This window comes from Pseudohongiella spirulinae (assembly GCF_001444425.1).
Lineage (GTDB): Bacteria > Pseudomonadota > Gammaproteobacteria > Pseudomonadales > Pseudohongiellaceae > Pseudohongiella > Pseudohongiella spirulinae.
Genome location: NZ_CP013189.1, coordinates 545,854 through 565,174, shown reverse-complemented (window position 1 = coordinate 565,174; position 19,321 = coordinate 545,854). Strand labels below are relative to the sequence as shown.

At 55.5% G+C, this 19,321-nt stretch carries 22 protein-coding genes; 8 read left to right on the top strand and 14 right to left on the bottom strand.

Going from position 1 to position 19,321, the window contains the following annotated elements; all coding sequences use genetic code 11:
- Positions 1-95: 95 nt before the first annotated feature.
- Entirely contained in the window at positions 96-1,523 is a 1,428-nt protein-coding gene (locus PS2015_RS02735) for an aldehyde dehydrogenase family protein (protein WP_058020741.1), read from the top strand.
- Entirely contained in the window at positions 1,520-1,924 is a 405-nt protein-coding gene (locus PS2015_RS02730; protein ID WP_058020739.1) for a VOC family protein, read from the top strand. Before PS2015_RS02735 ends, PS2015_RS02730 begins: the two co-directional genes overlap by 4 nt.
- Positions 1,925-2,044: 120 nt before the next feature.
- On the opposite strand, the gene PS2015_RS02725 is transcribed toward PS2015_RS02730, so the two are convergent.
- Positions 2,045-2,530, bottom strand: coding sequence for an FKBP-type peptidyl-prolyl cis-trans isomerase (locus tag PS2015_RS02725; protein ID WP_058020738.1), 486 nt, complete (start codon positions 2,528-2,530; stop codon positions 2,045-2,047).
- Positions 2,531-2,614: 84 nt separating this feature from the next.
- Positions 2,615-3,415 (bottom strand): SDR family oxidoreductase, encoded by an 801-nt coding sequence (locus tag PS2015_RS02720; protein ID WP_058020736.1) that lies wholly within the window; start codon positions 3,413-3,415, stop codon positions 2,615-2,617.
- A 164-nt stretch (positions 3,416-3,579) separates the two neighbouring features.
- Here PS2015_RS02720 and PS2015_RS02715 point away from each other — a divergent pair, with 164 nt between their 5' ends.
- Together PS2015_RS02715 and PS2015_RS02710 are read left to right on the top strand one after the other, a co-directional pair.
- Entirely contained in the window at positions 3,580-5,694 is a 2,115-nt protein-coding gene (locus tag PS2015_RS02715; RefSeq protein ID WP_058020735.1) for a TonB-dependent receptor, read from the top strand.
- A 10-nt stretch (positions 5,695-5,704) separates the two neighbouring features.
- The gene (locus PS2015_RS02710; RefSeq protein ID WP_058020733.1) at positions 5,705-6,349 is read left to right on the top strand and encodes a CoA pyrophosphatase; all 645 of its coding nucleotides are present in this window, start codon (positions 5,705-5,707) and stop codon (positions 6,347-6,349) included.
- On the opposite strand, the gene PS2015_RS02705 is transcribed toward PS2015_RS02710, so the two are convergent.
- From PS2015_RS02705 to PS2015_RS02690, 4 genes are read right to left on the bottom strand one after another with little or no spacing between them, the layout of a single operon-like run.
- Positions 6,320-7,006 (bottom strand): GGDEF domain-containing protein, encoded by a 687-nt coding sequence (locus PS2015_RS02705; protein ID WP_058020731.1) that lies wholly within the window; start codon positions 7,004-7,006, stop codon positions 6,320-6,322. The two genes, PS2015_RS02710 and PS2015_RS02705, sit on opposite strands and share 30 nt — an antisense overlap.
- The gene (locus tag PS2015_RS02700; protein ID WP_211271214.1) at positions 7,007-7,753 is read right to left on the bottom strand and encodes a dienelactone hydrolase family protein; all 747 of its coding nucleotides are present in this window, start codon (positions 7,751-7,753) and stop codon (positions 7,007-7,009) included.
- 19 nt (positions 7,754-7,772) lie between these two features.
- A complete protein-coding gene (locus tag PS2015_RS02695; protein ID WP_058020729.1) occupies positions 7,773-8,252 on the bottom strand; it encodes a peroxiredoxin in 480 nt (159 codons plus the stop codon).
- A gap of 58 nt (positions 8,253-8,310) precedes the next feature.
- Positions 8,311-9,144: a S1 family peptidase gene (locus PS2015_RS02690; RefSeq protein WP_058020728.1), complete on the bottom strand. Its 834-nt coding sequence runs from the start codon at positions 9,142-9,144 to the stop codon at positions 8,311-8,313.
- Between PS2015_RS02690 and PS2015_RS15700 the strand changes: the two genes are divergently transcribed.
- Positions 9,143-9,301, top strand: a complete 159-nt coding sequence (locus tag PS2015_RS15700) for a hypothetical protein (RefSeq protein WP_169792262.1) — start codon at positions 9,143-9,145, stop codon at positions 9,299-9,301. The two genes, PS2015_RS02690 and PS2015_RS15700, sit on opposite strands and share 2 nt — an antisense overlap.
- A gap of 19 nt (positions 9,302-9,320) precedes the next feature.
- Here the strand turns inward: PS2015_RS15700 and PS2015_RS15695 are convergent, their stop codons facing one another.
- Positions 9,321-9,599 (bottom strand): hypothetical protein, encoded by a 279-nt coding sequence (locus PS2015_RS15695; protein WP_169792261.1) that lies wholly within the window; start codon positions 9,597-9,599, stop codon positions 9,321-9,323.
- Positions 9,600-9,659: 60 nt separating this feature from the next.
- Here PS2015_RS15695 and PS2015_RS02680 point away from each other — a divergent pair, with 60 nt between their 5' ends.
- Positions 9,660-10,148: a chemotaxis protein CheW gene (locus PS2015_RS02680; protein ID WP_058020724.1), complete on the top strand. Its 489-nt coding sequence runs from the start codon at positions 9,660-9,662 to the stop codon at positions 10,146-10,148.
- On the opposite strand, the gene PS2015_RS02675 is transcribed toward PS2015_RS02680, so the two are convergent.
- Together PS2015_RS02675 and mpl are read right to left on the bottom strand one after the other, a co-directional pair.
- Positions 10,145-10,765, bottom strand: a complete 621-nt coding sequence (locus tag PS2015_RS02675) for an LON peptidase substrate-binding domain-containing protein (RefSeq protein ID WP_058020722.1) — start codon at positions 10,763-10,765, stop codon at positions 10,145-10,147. The two genes, PS2015_RS02680 and PS2015_RS02675, sit on opposite strands and share 4 nt — an antisense overlap.
- Positions 10,766-10,768: 3 nt before the next feature.
- The gene (mpl, locus tag PS2015_RS02670; protein ID WP_058020720.1) at positions 10,769-12,202 is read right to left on the bottom strand and encodes a UDP-N-acetylmuramate:L-alanyl-gamma-D-glutamyl-meso-diaminopimelate ligase; all 1,434 of its coding nucleotides are present in this window, start codon (positions 12,200-12,202) and stop codon (positions 10,769-10,771) included.
- 55 nt (positions 12,203-12,257) lie between these two features.
- Here mpl and PS2015_RS02665 point away from each other — a divergent pair, with 55 nt between their 5' ends.
- Positions 12,258-12,743 carry a TIGR02444 family protein gene (locus tag PS2015_RS02665; RefSeq protein ID WP_058020719.1) on the top strand — a complete coding sequence of 162 codons (486 nt, stop codon included), beginning with the start codon at positions 12,258-12,260 and terminating at the stop codon, positions 12,741-12,743.
- Here PS2015_RS02665 and PS2015_RS02660 read toward each other — a convergent pair.
- A complete protein-coding gene (locus PS2015_RS02660; protein ID WP_257721208.1) occupies positions 12,703-13,293 on the bottom strand; it encodes a UbiX family flavin prenyltransferase in 591 nt (196 codons plus the stop codon). The genes PS2015_RS02665 and PS2015_RS02660 overlap by 41 nt on opposite strands.
- Before the next feature lie 134 nt (positions 13,294-13,427).
- Between PS2015_RS02660 and PS2015_RS02655 the strand changes: the two genes are divergently transcribed.
- A complete protein-coding gene (locus PS2015_RS02655; RefSeq protein WP_058020715.1) occupies positions 13,428-14,690 on the top strand; it encodes a 6-phosphofructokinase in 1,263 nt (420 codons plus the stop codon).
- 18 nt (positions 14,691-14,708) lie between these two features.
- Here PS2015_RS02655 and pdxH read toward each other — a convergent pair whose 3' ends face one another.
- Genes pdxH through PS2015_RS02635 form a run of 4 tightly spaced genes read right to left on the bottom strand, consistent with a single transcriptional unit; the run spans position 14,709 to position 19,297 of the window.
- The gene (gene pdxH / locus PS2015_RS02650; protein ID WP_058020714.1) at positions 14,709-15,335 is read right to left on the bottom strand and encodes a pyridoxamine 5'-phosphate oxidase; all 627 of its coding nucleotides are present in this window, start codon (positions 15,333-15,335) and stop codon (positions 14,709-14,711) included.
- 22 nt (positions 15,336-15,357) lie between these two features.
- Positions 15,358-15,987: an MORN repeat-containing protein gene (locus tag PS2015_RS02645; RefSeq protein WP_058020712.1), complete on the bottom strand. Its 630-nt coding sequence runs from the start codon at positions 15,985-15,987 to the stop codon at positions 15,358-15,360.
- 18 nt (positions 15,988-16,005) lie between these two features.
- Entirely contained in the window at positions 16,006-18,621 is a 2,616-nt protein-coding gene (locus PS2015_RS02640) for an ABC transporter permease (RefSeq protein WP_058020710.1), read from the bottom strand.
- Complete coding sequence (locus PS2015_RS02635) at positions 18,614-19,297, bottom strand: ABC transporter ATP-binding protein (protein WP_058020708.1); 684 nt, start codon at positions 19,295-19,297, stop codon at positions 18,614-18,616. Before PS2015_RS02635 ends, PS2015_RS02640 begins: the two co-directional genes overlap by 8 nt.
- Between the last annotated feature and the right edge of the window lie 24 nt (positions 19,298-19,321).

The following is a 19,321-nucleotide window of genomic DNA, read 5'->3' as shown; positions in this document are numbered from 1 at the left end:
CGCCATTTAGAGTCGACACCGCTGTTGGCTGGCAGTCTGTGGCAATTTATCCCATAATCGGGCACTGAATTTCTTTCGCCCACGGGGGAGCATTAATGAGCAAGGATTATTTGTCTTTCTATATCAATGGCCAATGGGTCAAACCCATCTCGGGTTCGACACTGGATGTGATCAATCCGGCCACTGAAACGGCCTTCACACAAATTTCTCTGGGCTCAGCGGCCGATGTGGATGCTGCCGCCAATGCGGCGCGCGCGGCTTTCGAAAGCTGGTCGCAGACCAGTGTTGAAGAGCGCCTGGCCATTCTTGACAAAATTCTGGCCGGCATCAAAGCACGCTCAGAGGATCTGGCTCAGGCGATTTCGCAGGAAATGGGCGCACCCATCAGTTTTGCCCGCACGGCCCAGGTGGGCACAGGGCTGGCCCACTTCGCCACCGCACGACAGATCCTGGCCAGCTATGAATTCGAAGAAGCCCGCGGCACAACGCAAATTATTAAAGAGCCCATCGGTGTGTGTGGCATGATCACACCCTGGAACTGGCCGCTCAACCAGCTAACCTGCAAGGTAGCACCGGCTTTGGCCACGGGCTGTACCATGGTGTTGAAGCCCAGTGAAGTGGCGCCCATCAGCGCCATGATTCTGGCAGAAATCATCCACGAGGCCGGCGTGCCTGCGGGCGTGTTCAACCTGGTAAACGGTGACGGGCCAAGCGTAGGTGCTGCGATTTCCGCTCATCCGGAAGTCGACATGGTGTCATTCACCGGTTCTACCCGCGCCGGTCGAGAAGTCAGCAAAGCCGCCGCCGACACCATTAAACGCGTTTGTCTGGAGCTGGGCGGCAAATCCGCCAATATCATTCTGGACAGCGCCGACCTGGCGACTGCCATCAAGGGCGGCGTGATGGGCTGTTTTGGCAACTGCGGCCAGTCCTGTAACGCGCCAACCCGTATGCTGGTGCCCCAGTCACGCATGGCAGAAGCTATCGAGATTGCCAGGGCGGTCGCCGCCAAAGCCATGCCCGGCAATCCATCTGATGAAAGCTCACGCATCGGCCCGGTCGTCAATCAGGCGCAGTTCGACAAGATTCAGGGGCTGATTCAGGCCGGTATCGACGAAGGTGCCACGCTGGTCATTGGCGGCACCGGTAAACCGGAAGGCCTGGAGACCGGCTATTTTGTTAAACCCACCGTGTTTGCCAACGTCACCAATGACATGACCATTGCCCGCGAGGAAATCTTTGGCCCGGTGCTGTCCATAATCGGCTACAAAGACGATGAAGAGGCCGTACGCATTGCCAATGACACCGTTTATGGTCTGTCAGGTTATGTGTCCGGCGAACCAGACCACGCTCGCGCCATCGCCCGACGGATGCGCACCGGCATGGTCCACATGAACGGCGCCGGTCCTGACTTTGCGGCACCTTTTGGTGGCTACAAGCAGTCCGGCAATGGCCGCGAATGGGGGGTTGAAGGCTTCCACGATTACCTGGAAATCAAGGCCGTCATGGGTTACAACGCATGAGCATCGCGCTGACTAAACCGTCTATCGACATCGGCATCATCACCCGTGATGCCAAAGCCATGCTGGCGTTTTACCGCGACACGCTGGGCCTGGAATTTGAAGGCACCATTCCCATGCCCGGCGGTGGGGACATGCACCGGCTGAAGGTTGGCGGCAGCGTATTGAAGATCGTTCAGCTCAGCCGGGCTCCGCAGGCCGATGCCGCGCCCGGCGGCATTCCTGCCGCCACAGGTTGTCGTTACTGGACACTGACCGTAGCAGATCTGGAGAAAAGTGTGCAGATTTGCAGCGAAGCCGGTTACAAAGTTGCCGTGCCGCCCAAAGTAATCCGGCCGGGCGTGGCCATTGCCATGATCGAGGACCCGGATGGTAACTGGGTGGAACTGTTGCAGAACGGATAGAAGAGCATTTTGCTGCAACAAACAAAAACCAACAAAGAAGGGAGCCTCGATCAGATGGCTCCCTTTTTTGTATTGTGTAGCTGCTTGCAAGAGGCTGGTTTTACCAGCCACTTGAATTGATCAGTGATCGTGACCACCGTCATGCACATGACCATGCTCGATTTCCTGTTCAGTGGCATCACGCACGCTGACAACTTCCACATCAAAGTGCAGAGTTTTGCCAGCCATCGGGTGATTACCATCCACAGTCACCTGATCACCATTCACTTCAGTCACGACAATGTGCTGCTGCCCCTGCGGCCCCTGTGCAGTGAAACCCATGCCAGGCTCAACCTTCTCAACACCTTTAAACATTTCCAGCGGCAATGTCTGGATCATCTCAGGATTGCTTTCACCATAGGCGTCAGCCGGCTGAATGGTGGTCTTGAACGTCGCGCCGGTCGTTTTGCCTTCCAGCTCTTTTTCAAGACCCGGAATCAGGTTATTGGCACCATGCAGATAATTTAAAGGACCACGCCCTTCCGAGGTATCCATTACTTCACCTGCGTCATTGGTCAGGGTGTAATTGATGCCCACTACTGCATTTTTGCCGATCATTAAACTCATTGCTCATTTCCTGTATTTTTAAATAACTCTGTGCACCGTAACATTTTTGACTACAAATGTCCCGTCCAGGCAAAAATCCCCAACCTAGTCACCAGAACGATTATACTGATCAGCGAAGCGATCCTGCAGTTTACGCATTCCCCCCAGCCAGCGGTCATAATCACCGGTCTTGCGCTGCATGTAGGTCAGCACCTGAGGGTGTGGCAGACACAGGAAGCGCTCTTCTGCCAGGGTTTCTATCACGGTCTGGGCCAGCGCCTCAGGCTCCAGCATGCCATCGACACCTGCAACCCCGCCGCCCCCGGTATTTTCCGTCATTTTGGTGCGCACCGCCTGAGGGCACAGCACCGACACTTTGATCCCCCGGCTGCCGTAGGTGATCGACAACCACTCAGCAAAGCCGATGGCTGCATGTTTGGTCACAGCATAGGGGGCGGATCCGACCTGGCTCAACAGGCCTGCCGCCGAAGCGGTATTCAGCAGGTAGCCCTCACCGCGCTCCAGCATATCGGGCAGCAGAGCCCGGGAGGCGTAGATATGCGCCATCACATTAATATCCCAGATGCGCTGCCAGGCTTCATTGCTGACATTTTCATCACCCGCCGTGAAAATACCGGCATTGGAGCAGAACAGGTCAATCGGACCAAATTTTTCCTTGGTGAGCGCAACCAGCTTTTGAATGTCTGATTCCTGACTGACGTCTGTCACAACACCCAGAGCTTTACTCCGGTCACTGATCTGTGCCACCAACTCGTCGATACCAGCCTGATTGATGTCAGCTACAACTACCGCCGCCGCACCTTCCTGTGCAAAACGCTCACACAACGCCCGCCCGATGCCACTGGCTCCCCCTGTGACCACAATAACCTTGTCTTTAACCTGCATTGCCTTCTCCTTGCCTGATGACTTAATTAGCTGATTATCTTATCGCAGTTAACAGCATATCGGGCGCGCCAACCGATCGGCAAGCAGAAAACCTGCCCGATCTGTGCTAATGTGCACACCATTCAGGTCATCTGAAAAAGTAGGACTCGAAGGGGAGAGCTTAGGTGAGAATTACGTCAAAACCAGTCAATACCAAATTCTATGCATTGCTGAGCACCGCGTGTGCAGCCATGATCGCAACAGCCATGAATCCGGCCTCGGCCCAGAACAGCGCGCCGGCGATCGAAGAGATCCAGGTGATCTCCTCGTCGCGCCGACCGGAGAACCTGAGTACAGTAAACGCCGCCATCGCCACACTGAACGAAGAAGAACTCCGCCTGATTTCTCACACTCACATCCAGGAATCAGCCAACCGGCTGCCCGGCGTTAACCTGCATCGCAACAACGGTCAGGAAAGCCTGACGGCCATCCGTTCACCCGTGCTCAGCGGCGGCGGTGCCTGTGGCGCATTCTTGCTGGCAGAACAGGGTATCCCGCTGCGCTCAGCAGGTTTCTGTAACGTGAACGAGTTGTTTGATTCGCATTCGGAAAACGCCGAGCGAATCGAAGTCGTGCGTGGCCCGGCCAGCGCTTTTTACGGCTCCAATGCCGTGCACGGCATGATTAACGTGGTCCTGCCACGCGCCGGCTCCGCCAACGATCTGACCGTTGAATACGGACCGCGTGGCACCTGGCGCGGTAACGCGCGGGTGAGCACCGGCGAAGAAGGCGGCTTCCGTCAGACACTGCTTTTAAATGGCATTGCTGAAGAAGGTTTCCGTGCCGATAGCTGGTACGACCAGCAAAAAGCCACCTGGCTGTATGAAACAACAACAGACAACGGCACCACCTTTGACGGCGGCATCACCATCGCCAACCTGAACCAGGAAACCGGTGGTTACGTCGTTGGCACCGACGCCTACAAGGACGAGGTGCTGCGCCGCAGCAATCCCAATCCGGAAGCCTATCGCAACAACCGCAGCATGCGTGCCTGGACACGCATCAGCTACACGCTGGACAGCGGCTGGGACGTTCTGCTGACGCCGTATTTTCGCAAGGCCGACCTGGACTTTATCCAGCACTTCCTGCCCGGAACACCGACCGAAGAAAACAAACATGACAGCGCTGGTCTGCAGTTTGCCAGCTACAAGGATCTGGACAATCAGCGCCAACTGGCGGCCGGCCTTGACCTGGAATTTACCAACGGCTCATTGGTGCAAAGCCAGGCCCAGCCCACCAGTGGTTCAGCCTTCCTGGTAGCCACCATTCCGCAGGGCAAACACTATGACTACAGCGTTGATGCTACGCAGATTGCTCCGTTTGTGCAGTACCAGCAAGCGTGGGATAACGGCCTGGATCTGACTCTGGGGCTCCGCTACGAGCGCATCAGCTACGACTATACCAACAACATGATCGATGGTCGTACCCGTGAGGACGGCACGCCCTGCGGCTTTGGCGGATGCCGCTATAACCGCCCCGGCAATCGCCAGGACACCTTCGGCAACTGGGCACCTAAACTCGGCCTGAGATATCAACTTAATGATGATCACAACGTGCAATTCCGTATTTCACGCGGATTCCGGGCACCTCAGTCCACCGAACTCTACCGTCTGCAAAACAACCAGAACGTCGCCGATCTGGATTCAGTAGAAATCGACAGTATCGAACTGGGGTTCGAGGGCGCTCAGGGTGCGCTGTCCTATGAAGCCGTTGTTTATTACATGGACAAAGACAACGAAATCATTACGGACGCCGATCGTATCAACCTGAACAATATGCACACCCGCCACAAGGGAATGGAATTGTCCGGTGCTTACGAGATAAGTGACACCCTGAGACTGAGCGGTGCTTATAATCATGCTCGCCATACCTATGAAAACGATCAGTTCTCAGGCGCGGTGAACCTGAACGGCAACGATGTATCATCGGCTCCGCGCAACTTTGGTACGCTGCAACTGCAGTGGCGTCCGAGCACATCGCTGATGACCGAGCTGCAATGGGTTGCCATGGGTGAGTACTACACCAGCCCGGACAACCTGAACCAGTATGACGGCCACAACATCCTGAACCTGCGCACGCGCTGGGATGCCTCTGAGGATCTGACGGTATCGCTCAACATCCTCAACCTGACCGATCGCAAGTACGCGGAACGAGCCGACTGGGCAACTTTTGGTGGCGATCGCTACTTCCCGGGCGAACCGCTGCGCGCGTTTCTGGCACTGAACTGGCGCTTCAATTAAGGCAGGCTGCATGAGCAAGGGCGAGGGCATTGTCAGACAGCTGGAGCAGTATTTCCGGCTGTCGCCCTCGCCCGGCGGCCTGATCACTCCCCCCGATCCTCAGGATCGTATTATTCGTCCTGACCACCTGAAGCAAGGAGAACGGCGCGCGGCCGTGCTTATCCCGGTATTTACCGATACCGACGGGCGTAATGCCAGAATCATGTTGACCCGGCGAACGGAACATCTGCGCCGCCATGCCGGGCAAATCAGTCTACCCGGAGGTTCTGTCGACCCCGGCGACCGCGACATTATTCATACTGCGCTACGGGAAGCTGAAGAAGAAACCCGCCTGACGCCCGAGTCGGTGACTATTGCCGGCACGCTGCCGGCACTGATCATGCCAACGGCCTATCATGTAACACCCGTTGTTGGAATGATCAGAGATAAGGTCAAGGTCGAACCCTGCCCGAATGAAGTGGCCGAAATATTTTTTGTCCCTGCGGATATTCTGCTGGACCCGTCCCGCTACCAGATAGGTAGCATGACATTCCAGAACAGACAGCGGAAATTTCGGGAGTTGTACTATGAACACTATCGGATTTGGGGCGCCACAGCAGCCATCCTGCACCATCTGGCCGAGCAGTTAACGACGTCTGGCGCTAAAACTCTCTAGCAGCGCATCCCGCTCATCTTTCGTGGTGCCCGCCGCTCGCTCAGAAAGCGGCGCATGACAAACCTGATTTTTACCCGACGCCTTGGCCTGGAGCAGATATTTATCGGCTCGCGCAATAGCCTGGTCGGCTGTCAGATGATCCGCAGGACCACAATAATCGATGCCAATACTCACGCTCAAGTCAACACGCTGACCGTCGGATACCAGCCTGATTGCGGCGATGCCTTCACGCAGCCGCTCACCCAGGACAACGGCCTCACGCAGGCTGGTGCCCGGCAGCACAATCACAAATTCTTCGCCCCCGAACCGGCAGGGCACATCCAATTGACGCAAGGACTTGCGAATGTACGTTCCAGCCGCTCTGAGGACCTGATTGCCGAACTCATGACCGTGTGTGTCATTTAATCGCTTGAAGTTGTCGAAATCAAGAATTGCCAGCGCAAACCCCTGTCCAACACGATGTGCCCGCTCCAGCTCCTGATTGATACTGCGGATCAAGAATCGATAATTGAAAAGTCCCGTCAGCTCATCTGTGATGACCAGTTCAGATAGCGCAGCTACCTTATCGCGCAGCTGCGACAGCTCGTCCAGCCAAAGACACTGGAGCTCTCCGACCGGGCATTGCAAAGTGTTGTCGCGCGGCACGGGCTCAGTCATTCAGGGGGCCACATCCAGTGGAGGGGTATCCACGAACAGTTCATGGAAAAAATTAGCCAGAGACTGCTCGGCACGCCGGTTGGCTGTCTGGTTATAAACAGTCCCAAAATCCGGATTATTGGCTGCCGGATTGGTAAACGCATGTTTGGTGCCTCCGTATACATGCACCTGCCAATCCACGTCCGCCCCGGACATTTCAGTCTCAAAAGCCAGCACCTGATCGGGCGGCACCATCGGGTCGTCATGTCCATGTAATACCAGCACCTTGGACTGAATAACCTGACTCGCCGCATCCCCCTGCCCGAGTAAGCCGTGGACACTGGCCACGCCTTTGACATCAGCGCCCGAGCGGGCCAGTTCAAGCACGGCCATGCCACCGAAACAATATCCCATGGCGGCCAGGTTTTTATCATCCACCTGCGACAGTTTTCGGGCTGCCGCCAGCGCGGCAGCCATGCGGCGCCTCAATAATTGCCGGTCTTCCACAAAGGGCATCATTAACGCAGAGTTACCTTCGGCATCGCCTTCCTTGCCGAATACCCCCTTACCATAAACATCCAGTGCAAAGCCTACATATCCCAACTCAGCCATGCGCTCGGCACCCGCGCAGGCATAAGCACGACGGCCGGTCCAGTCATGGGCAACCAGCACACAGGGGCGCTTTTCCGTGACGTCTTCATCATAGGCTACATAAGCTTCCAGGATCACATCACCATCCTGGTACTCAATATATTCAGTCTTCAACATCAGGATACCCCAATTGTCATTACAACTGTTCCAGAATCTTTTCGGCCGCGCTGACATCAACGCCGGCACCTTGCTCGAGTGCCAGGTACTTGATGACACCATCATCCACGATCATTGCAAAGCGTTGGCTGCGCTTACCCATACCAAAACCACTGGCATCCAGTTCCAGGCCCAATGCCGCCGTAAAGTCTCCGTTTCCATCCGCCAGCATCAATATCTCTTCAGCATTCTGGCTTTTCCCCCAGGCTGACATGACAAATGCGTCGTTAACAGCCATGCAGGCGATGGTGTCCACACCTTTAGCCTTGATTTTATCGGCATTAACAACATAACCCGGCAAATGGGTGACTGTACAACCCGGCGTAAACGCGCCCGGGACAGCGAACAGCACTACCTTTTTGCCAGCGAATATCTCTTCCGTGGTGATATTTTCCGGACCTTCGCTGCCCATGGTTTTAAGTGTGGAGGCTGGAATCTTGTCACCTGTATTGACACTCATAGTACACCTCTGTGTGGATAAATTGATGATCAGTCGCAAAGTCTCGAGTGTAGCAAATTCACTGCAGGGCGGATACTTGCACACCATCGGCGTGTTCAACAATCCAGTCAGCATGCAGACTGACCCGCTCGTAAATGATGCGTGCCCCATACCGCCCCTGACGCTCGGGACCGCCCAGTTCGCCAACGGCCACCCCAAAAAGCACTTGGACATCGTCATCCGGCAGCAACGCCGGACCACCACTATCACCCAAACCGGGAATGCCTTCAAAGGGAACGGCCAGACTGCCGCGCGGCGCCGGGTCATCAAAATCAAAGTGCAGATGTGAGTTGGCGGCTACCACTGAGTTGCGGGCGAAACGCAGCCGTCCGTCACGAAAACGGTCTTCAGAACTACCCATACCCGCTGACCCCCACCCCAGAAAAGTGAGCTGTCGTCCCGCCTCTGATCGGCCGTTGTAGATGACCAGGGGACTCACGCCGGGCGTCGCATGAGACAGCTTCAACAATGCCAGGTCAACCTCACCGGCTGATTGGGTGTCACGGGCAATGCCAGGCCAGCGGGGATGAAAAATCACCTTGACGATCTCATTCGCTGTGCCGGCGATCGCCACCGGATAAGACTGATGTGAGTCCATCGCTTCAGACAGCCCGGTTTCCAGAACACAGTGCGCGGCTGTTAAAGCCCAGCGCTCGGCGATCAGGCTGGCAACGCAGGTATGTCCGTGTTCACTGCGCAACAAGGGAAAAATTGCCGGGTAGTCAGACTCACTGGCGATAAAGCGTCCGTATCCGGTATCATGGCGTACGATTATGGCATTGGCAGGTAAGCTGATCAGAAGCAACAGGTACGCCATCTGCAGAATCACATATTTCAGCCAGGAGTTTGCCATGAATACACCTGAAAAACCTGAACGCGAATACGAACAATCGGGGCTGTACCCCGAAAACGAAAAACCCTTCCGGGTCTGGGCACTACTGGGCTGGCTGGGCGCGGTCGTTGTAACCCTGGCGGCTGCGGCGGCTTTGCTGGACATTATGTTGCTGTGAGCGTGTAGCGCTTGGCGTATCAGTGCTTGTCGCGGCCAGCCCGTCGACCGGGGCGCAGTACCGGCAGTTCGCGTTTTTTGCCCAGTCCCCCAAGTATCTTGACCAGGCGCCAGGCAATAACAATAACGGCGATCACCACAAACACCAGAATACTGATGATAAGCCACTGCTCGTGAGTCCATTCACCGGGACTCAACCAGATATCACTCACATACCCTCCCATCAGAATCAGATAAACCAGGCCGGTCATTATGAGTGAAAGCGCTCCCGATGACCAGCCAACAGCCACACTCAACATTTTTGCTCAAGTGCCGTTATACAGTACAGACACCTTTTTCTACTGTCACGGGATGCTGTTATGAGTACCAGTCAGGCACTTGCTGTCGAACAACATGACAACGATGATGATTTGCCGCGCGATGTCATCAAGCATGTCAGTTTCGCACTGGGCGAGGAAACTTACGCGATTAACGCCGCCACTGTTAACGAGGTGCTGCGTCATACGGAAATTACCCCGGTACCAGGCTCGCCAGCCTTTATTCTGGGCATCATCAACCTGCGTGGCAATGTCGTGACCGTGATTGATGCCCGTCAGGTTTTTGCCCTGCCGCCCCGGGAGCTGTCTTCGCAGTCACGCATAATAGTTGTCGAAGTGGAAGATTTTATTGTCGGAGTGTTGGTAGATCGGGTAGTGGCCGTTGTGGATCTTGAGGAGGCCGCCATTGAAACCGCACCACAGACCGGTCAGGACGCATCCGCCCGATTCATTCATAGTGTTTATAACGAGGAAGACGAGCTGCTGATACTGGTTGATTTCAGCCGGGTGGTGGAGCTGCTGCCCCGCTAACTGCCACCATAACGCATGACTGCGGCCAGTAGGGTTTCGATTTCACGAATCCTCTCATCTGTGTCATCCAGCTCCAGCAGGCGCTGCTTGTCAGAGGCCGGTACCGGCAGTAACTCGGCAAGGCGCCAGGCCAACTGGCGCTTGTCAGTCAGATCCGACTCCATTCCAAGGCCCTCCACCAGAGGATGTGCCATCAGATCCTTCAGCAACTCTGCCAGGTGTTCATGCTCTTCACCCAGTGCAATGGGTGTCTCGCCAAGATAATCGGTCGGCGCCCATTCTACCGAGGCCATCAGCAGTCTGTTTTCTCGCGGCCAGCACTCCTGAACGCGGAACTTCTTGTGACCTTCTACCGTCACGCCCAGAAGGCCATTAGGCAATTGATCCCAGTCCACGATTTTTGCATAGGTGCCGGTACGATGGACCTGTTGAGTGGTGCCGGGACTGGCTGTTTCGCCGCCCTGACTGAGCAGACAGATACCAAACCCGGTGTCAGAGCGCAGACTCTGACTGATCAGGTCCAGGTAGCGCTGCTCGAAAACCTGCAGGGGCAGTCGACCGCCCGGAAACAGAACGGAGCGCAGTGGAAACAGCGCTATCAGCTCCTGTTCAGACACAACCTAGCTCTCCTCTATATTCCCGCCGACTGAGTCACGTTGGGTCAGCGCATCCAGTAATTTCCCATGTATGCCGCCAAAACCACCGTTACTCATCAAAACAATATGGTCTCCGGTACGCGAATAACTCGCCAGATAGTTAACGATGTCATCAACCTGCTTGAATGCCAGGGCGGGAACCGGGCTTTCGGCAATTAAACGATCAACATTCAGGCCGACATCATCGGGCACCATCCAGATGCACAGATCAGCATCGTGACCAGATGCGGCCAAAGTATCCTGATGTACACCCAGTCTCATGGTTGCCGATCGCGGCTCAATGACGGCAATCAGCCGGCTGCCCGGCAGCTCATTCAAGCTGAGCCGCATACCCTCCAGTGTGCTTGCAATGGCTGTAGGATGATGCGCAAAATCATCGTAAACATGAACGCCGTGCACATCTCCCAACAATTCCATACGACGTTTCACGCTACTGAATTGCACCAACGCCTCACAGGCCGTAATGACATCGACCCCTGCATGATGCGCCGCCGCAACCGCAGCAAGCGCATTGCCTGCATTATGGCGTCCGGTTAAAGACCACTCAATGACCGCACGAGTATCGTTTTCCCGGGGGCCCTGTTTGGTGATCTGTACCGATTTACCGGCTGCATCCAGTAACTTCATCTGCCAGGTCACCTTTTCACCCACCGGCTCCGTCTTGTCTGCATCTTCGGTGTATTGCACTGGCGTCCAGCAGCCCTGATCGAGCACCTGAGCCAGTGCAGCATTGTCAGTCGGACAAATAATCAGCCCTTCCGATGGCACCGTACGCACCAGATGATGGAATTGACGCTGGATGGCCGCCAGATCGGGAAAAATATCAGCGTGATCAAACTCCAGGTTGTTCATGATCAGCGTGCGAGGGTGGTAGTGAACAAACTTGGAACGCTTGTCGAAAAAGGCGCTGTCATATTCGTCCGCCTCGACTACAAAAAAATCACTTCGCCCCAGGCGCGCCGATGTCGGGAAATTCTTCAAGACTCCGCCAATCAGGTATCCGGGCTTTAATCCTGCATATTCCAGTATCCAGGCAAGCATGGCACTTGTCGTGGTTTTGCCATGTGTTCCTGCCACAGCCAGCACCCATTTGCCGGGCAGCACATAACGGGAGAGGAACTCCGGCCCGGAGCAATAAGCCAAGCCGCGATTCAACACATACTCAACGGCCTCATTGCCGCGCGACAGGGCGTTGCCAATGACCACCAGGTCAGGGTGGGGTTGCAAATGCCCGGCAGAAAAACCCTCGTTGAGACTGATGCCCTGCTGCTCAAGTTGAGTACTCATTGGTGGATAGACATTGGCATCTGAACCACTGACCTGCATGCCAAGTTCTTTGGCCAGCACCGCCAGGCTACCCATAAACGTGCCGCAAATCCCGAGAATGTGAATACGCATATACTGTTCCTGAAACTGATATGCTTACTTTAGCACTTATGACCGCGAGCCACCGATGATTTCTCTAAGCGACTTTGCCATCACCGTCTATCGGGCATCCGACGTACAGTCGGCGTGCCTGCAATTGCAGGATGATTTTAACGCAGATATTCCCTACCTGTTTTTTCTATGCTGGTATGGAGTCTATAAAGGACAAATCAGCGATGAGTTAGCGGCTGTTAGCGAGCACCATAATCAGTCAATCAGCAGGCAGGTTGTCCAGCCCTTGCGGCAGGCGCGACGCTGGATGAAAATGCACTGGTCAGCACAGTCGCCCCTGCGGGAAAAGATCAAAGCTGCGGAGTTACAGGCGGAGCTGGCCCTGCTGGAGGACTTGCAGCAGATGGCGGCGCCGATCGCGGGCAACGGCCACCCCGGAACAGAAGCCATACGGGCGAATATTCAGCGTTATCTGCAAAGCCTGCCGGTGCTGCCGGATGAACACATCTGGCTGCCGGTTCTCAGAGGCGCGGCTGGTGTGCAGCACCCTGCCAGCGACTGACCAGTCCCGATTCGATATCAAACAGATCCAGCACCCGTCCGACGCTGTGGTTGATGATGTCATCGACAGTTTTTGGCAGCGTGTAGAGCGCCGGCATCGGCGGTGCCACAATGGCCCCCAACTGGCAGGCTTTCAGCAACAACTCACAATGCCCGGCATGCAGTGGGGTTTCCCTGGGCATAAGCACCAGCCTGCGCCGCTCTTTCAACACCACATCAGCAGCCCGGGTCAGCAGATTATCCGCATAGGAATGCACAATGGCCGACAGCGTTTTCATGGAGCATGGCGCAACAATCATACCGTCTGTTTTAAACGAACCGCTGGCTATACTGGCGGCCAGATCCTTGACTGAGTGTACTTCATCCGCCAGTGCCAGCACCTGATCCGTCTGCCACGCAGTCTCCAGGCTGATGTTAAGTCGAGCTGAAGGTGTCATCACCAGATGGGTTGCTATGTCGGGGTCATGCTGCAGGATCTGCAGCATACGAATACCATAAATCAGGCCACTGGCGCCCGACATGCCTATAATCAATCGTCTTTTCTGTCCCACTGTTTCCTGCCTCTGGTTTTGAGCGCTGTTTTCAGATCAGGCGAATGGCTCATTGCCAAGGCCAGCCGCAATTTGTAACATTATGCCTTTACCCGACCCACATTGCATCACACTCAGTTGCCCACAGGTAAAGCATGTCCAAAGCAAATCTGTTCTACGCCCAGTCAGGCGGCGTTACCGCTGTAATCAACGCCAGCGCCTGCGGTGTTATTGAAACCGCCCGGCGCCACAATGATCAGATCGGCACCGTTTATGCAGGCCTGAACGGCATCATCGGAGCACTGCGCGAGGAGCTGATCGACACCGGCAAAGAGTCTGCTGCAACAATCGCCGCCTTGCGTCATACGCCATCGGGAGCGTTTGGATCATGTCGCTATAAATTAAAAAGTCTGGAAGACAATCGCGCTGAGTATCAACGCCTGATGGACGTATTCCGGGCGCACAATATTCGCTACTTTCTGTACAACGGCGGCGGCGACTCGCAGGACACCGCCAACAAGGTGTCGATGCTGAGCCTGAAAGAAGGCTTTCCCATCACCTGTATCGGCATTCCCAAAACCGTGGATAATGACCTGCCTGTTACTGACAACTGCCCGGGCTTTGGCTCAGTTGCCAAATATGTTGCTGTATCGATACGCGAAGCCGGACTTGATGTCGCTTCTATGTGCGAAAGCTCCACCAAAGTCTTCGTAATGGAGGTAATGGGGCGCCACGCCGGCTGGATTGCCGGTGCCGCGGGCCTGGCAGCCGAACAGGAAGGTGACGCACCTCACATTATCCTGTTTCCGGAAATCGCTTTCGATAAACCCGCATTCCTGCGTCGTGTCCGAGACTGCGTGAATCGCTATGGTTTCTGTGCCATCGTGGTTTCAGAAGGAGCTCACTACGCCAATGGTCAGTTCCTGGCAGATGCTGGTGGCAAAGATGCCTTTGGTCATACTCAGCTGGGTGGCGTGGCACCTTTTCTGGCTAATATGATCAAGCAGGAACTCGGTTACAAGTATCATTGGGCGGTCGCCGACTATCTGCAGAGAGCCGCGCGTCACATCGCATCTGCCACCGACGTTGAGCAGGCCTATGCAGTTGGCAAAGCCGCTGTTGAGTTTGCGCTGGCAGGTAAAAATGCCGTCATGCCAACTATCGTCCGCAAGCCAGGCGACAGGTATGAGTGGGAAATAGGCGAGGTGGCACTGGCCGATGTCGCCAATGTAGAGAAACCCATGCCAAGGGAATTTATAACCGAGGATGGCTTTAATATCACCGAACAGGCACGTCAGTACTTCACGCCATTGATCGCCGGCGAAGACTACCCACCTTACAAAAACGGATTACCGCAATATGCCCGCTTGAAGGGTGAACTGGCTGATAAGAAATTACCAGCCTGGGACCAGAGCTGAGCCGATGAGCTGGCGCTGTCAGGGCGCCAGCCTTTCTATCAGCCAGTCACCGTCAGCCTGGCGGATATACAGGAAGCGATCATGTAATCGCCGTGAGCCACCCTGCCAGAATTCAATGCTCTGCGGCGCGACGCGATAACCACCCCAGAACTCCGGCAGGGGAATGTCCTGTCCGGCAAACTTCTCGCTGGCCGATTCATACTGCTGCTCCATCACATCGCGCGATGCCAGTACCCGGCTCTGCGGCGACGCCCAGGCTCCAAGCTGACTTTCTCGGGGGCGGCTGTTGAAATAGGCCCTTGACTCTTCAATCGAGACTTTTTCAGCCACACCCTGAATAATGACCTGACGTTCAATCGTCAGCCAGGGGAAGTGCAGACTGACGGATGAGTTGACAGCAATCTGCTGCGCTTTGCGACTTTCGTAGTTGGTAAAGAACGTAAATCCGCGTTCATCAAAACCTTTCAGCAGAACCACGCGCTGTGACGGCTGGGAAGTTGCCAGCACCATCGCTGTGGGTTCCGGCTGTTCCATTTTTATCGCCTGATCCATCCAGCGGCCGAACTGTTCGATCGGGTCGAGTGCCAGCTCCTCACGATGCAATTGACCGCGCAGATACTCTCGACGAATAGACTGTAAATCCATGATTCACTCTCTGTCTGGCGCCTCAGCGCACAAAACGTCCGTACTCCCAGACCTGCTCCCGGCGGGTGCCCGTCGGGTAGAAAAATGTGCCTGGACCATGTTTCTCATTGGCGTAGAATCGACCCTCGTAGCGCTGGCCATCGGGCCAACGGTACACACCCTGCCCCTGGTACAGGTCGTCGACAAATTCGCCTGTGTAATTCTCCGTGTTTTCTCTGAGCCACAACTCTGTGTGTTTATTGGGGTACCAGTCGTTAACCCCAAAAAAGTACGCGCCACGACCATGGCGCAGATCATCACGCCACTGTCCGATATAGAGACGCGATCGACCATCCCAATAGGTGCCACGTCCCTCACGCGACCCGGCTACCCAGTCACCTTCGTAATAAGCGCGCTCTGAGCGGCTTATCATCTGCTCCAGACGACCAAAACCGTGATAACGACCACTCTGAAAATCACCTTCATAACGATCAGTTCCCAACTCCGTCCTGATTTCCAGAATTCCAAAACCGCTTTCGCAATCACCGTAGACACATGTTCGGCTGATTTCAGTGGCACTTGTCTGCTGAGCCTGCGCCAGTGCCGATACCAGCATCAAGCACACCAGCAGACCAAGCTGCGACACCCCTTCAAAAACCTGTTGTATTCTCATTCATCTTGCTCCCGTCGCTTAAACAGACAACTCACGCAGAACGGCCAGTGGACTGGTTTTAACGACGCGTCGTGTAGCGTTAACACCTAATAAGGAGATGATCACTGTACCTGCAACAGGACCGACAAACCAGACCCAATAGTGCGGTGAGAAGTCCTGCTGAAAAACTTCGGTCTGCAGGTAGTAGAGACTCAGCTCCGCCCCAACGGTGGCGATCACACCTGCCAGCAGGCCTATAAACGCGAATTCTATCCACAGCGAATTCAAAATCAAGCGCCGCCCCGCGCCCAGGGTTCGCAGTATGGCATTCTCGCGAAAACGTTCATCCAGGGTGGCGTTCACACAGGCCAGCAAGACCAGCGCACCCGCCACCAGCACTAACGCCGCGATCAGCTCAATCGCCGAGCTGACCTGTGCAATGATATCCTGAATCTGCTGGATAATGGCATCTACCTCCAACACCACTATCGTCGGGAATTGCCGCAGCAAATCATTCAGCATGAGTTTCTGTTCACCTACCAGCAGCATGGTCGACAGATAAGTTGCGCCTAAATGATCCAGCGTTCCCGGCGAAAAGATAAAAAAGAAGTTCGGTTGCATATTGTCCCAACGGACTGTTCGCAGACTGGTCACCGTGACTGTTACCTGATCTTCGCCGGCGCGAAACACCAGCTCGTCGCCCAGCTCCACACCCAGGCGGCGCGCATAATCATCTTCTACCGACACCTGGCCGGCAACATCACCCTCGCCCCACCAGCTACCGGCAACAATCTGATTGTCCGGAGGCAACAATGAAGTCCAGGTGACCTGACGGTTGATAACCCGCTGACGGCCCTGCTCATCGCCGCCTTCGGCCGCCTCAGCATCAGCGCGATCATCTTGCCCGGCGCTGCGCTCGGTCAGGGTTTGCTGCTCATCATCCTCATCCCAGGGGTTGCGTGGCATTTCTCCATTCACGCTGAGCAAACCGGCAGTCATCATCGGATAAAACGGATTGCTTTGCAGATTGTTCTGCGACATGAAATTCTGCATGCCATCAACCTGGGATGCAGTGATGTTCATCATAAAATGATTGGGCGTATCTTCCGGCAATTGCGCCTGCCAGTCGCGAATCAGATCGGTGCGCAGCAGTGCCAGTGTTAACAGACTCATGATGGTCAGGCAGAACACCAACACCTGCAGTACGCTCTGACGCCGGCGCCGCCGCACAGCAGACATGGCCAGCATCCAGGCGCTGCCGGCCCGCATACCGGCAGCCGAACCACTGCGCAGCAGCAGCCACGACAGCGCACTCAGAACCAGCACAACACCCGCCACACCGGCTACCAGAATACCTGTAATCAAAAGATCCTGGCTGTACCAGATGATCAGCAGCAAGGCACCGCCGATGCCAAACAGATAAGGCAGTCGCGTACTGAGCGGCGCATCCACCAGATCCTTGCGCAGCACTCGCAATGGCGAGGTATGTTTCAGAGCTAATAACGGCGGCATGGCAAAGGCAAACAGACAAACCAGCGCTGTTAGCGCACCAACCCCGTAAGGCATTAGCGAAGGGGTCGGCAGCTGCACAGGAATGACCGAGGCCAGCAGGCGCAGAATCAACTCGTGCACCAGCCAGCCGAACATAGAGCCCATAGCGACCGCAATAAGCAGTAAAAGGGCCAGAATCGTAAAGTAGATGGCAGAGATCTGGTTGGAAGTGCAGCCAAGCGTTTTTAATATCGCCGCATAATCGAAGTGTCGCTCACTATAGCGTCGGGCAGTCAGAGCAATAGCAATGCCAGCCAGAATCACCGCAAACAGACTGCCCAGCATCAGGAAACTCTCGGCGCGACTGAGCGCCTCGGCCACCTCCTGACTTTCATCACGCACATCGCGCAGACGCGACTGACCGTCCGATTCATCACGCAGCCATTGTGCAAAATTATCCAGATCCACCTGGGCGCCTGCAAACAGATAGCGATAGGTGATCCGGCTACCCGGCTGTATGACATTGGTTGCTGCCACATCCTCCAGGTGCATCAGCAGGCGCGGTCCGGCACTTTCCATCATGCCACCCTGCTGTCGGTCAGGCTCCTGCACCAACACCTGGCTAACGGTAAATTCGCCATCGCCAACGTACAGAACATCACCAATTTGTAAGCCCAAAGCCGGCAACACCCGTGATTCAACCCAGACTTCTCCGCGCGCGGGCCCATCGTTGTTAACGTAAGGCACACCAAAAGGCTGGTCAGCCACCTGCAGATCGCCCCGCAATGGATAGCTGTCATTGACGGCTTTCACGGAAACCAGCAGGTTGCTCTGATCAGAGAACACCATGGATGCAAAGGACACAAACTCCGCAGTATCCAAACCACGTTCAGTTGCTTGCTGCAGCCACTCCCGCGGGGGCTGGGTCCGGCTGCTGAGTACGCGATCGGCAGCCAGCATATTGGCAGACTCCTGCAATAAAGCTCCCTGCAGCCGGTCCGTGAAAAGGGCAATACCGGTGACTGATGTGACTGCCATGATCATGGCCAACAGCAACAACTTCAGCTCTCCGCCACGCCAGTCGCGCCACAGCAAACGCAGGGCAATACGCAGCAGTGTATCCGGCTGTAAAGTTTGAGTATTGCTGACAGAGCTCTCAGCCATGACGGCTGTCCTCGGTAATATCGCCGGCAACCAGCCGCACAATCCGACCACACCGTTCTGCCAGACGATCATCGTGCGTCACCAGCACCAGCGTGGTACCAAACTCTGCGTTTAGCGAGAACAGCAGCTCGATGACCCGTGCGCCTGTTGCTGAATCCAGATTACCGGTCGGTTCATCAGCAAACAGGATGCGCGCCTGGGACGCGAAAGCCCGCGCTATCGCCACCCGCTGCTGCTCGCCGCCGGACAATTGATTCGGGTAATGATGCTGACGGGACTCAAGACCCACGCGTTGCAATAGCACGGCTGCTTTGTTGCGGGCATCCCGATCATTTTTGAGTTCAATCGGCAGCATGACGTTTTCCAGCGCAGTCAAACTGGGCAGCAACTGAAATGACTGAAAGACAAAGCCAACACTGCGACCTCGCAGCAGAGCACGCTCTTCCTCATCCATGGCACTGAGGTTGGCACCGTCAAGCATCATATCGCCACTGCTGGCAGTATCCAGACCAGCCATCAAACCCAGCAATGTGGATTTGCCCGACCCGGAGGCACCAACAATGGCAAGGGTTTCGCCGTCTTCAATCGCAATATTGATATCCTTTAGTATGACCAGCTCACCTTCACTGGTCATCACTTTCTTGGCCAGATGGCGGGCTTCAAGTATGGCTGTCATGCGAGGGCGTCTCCTGCCGTCTTT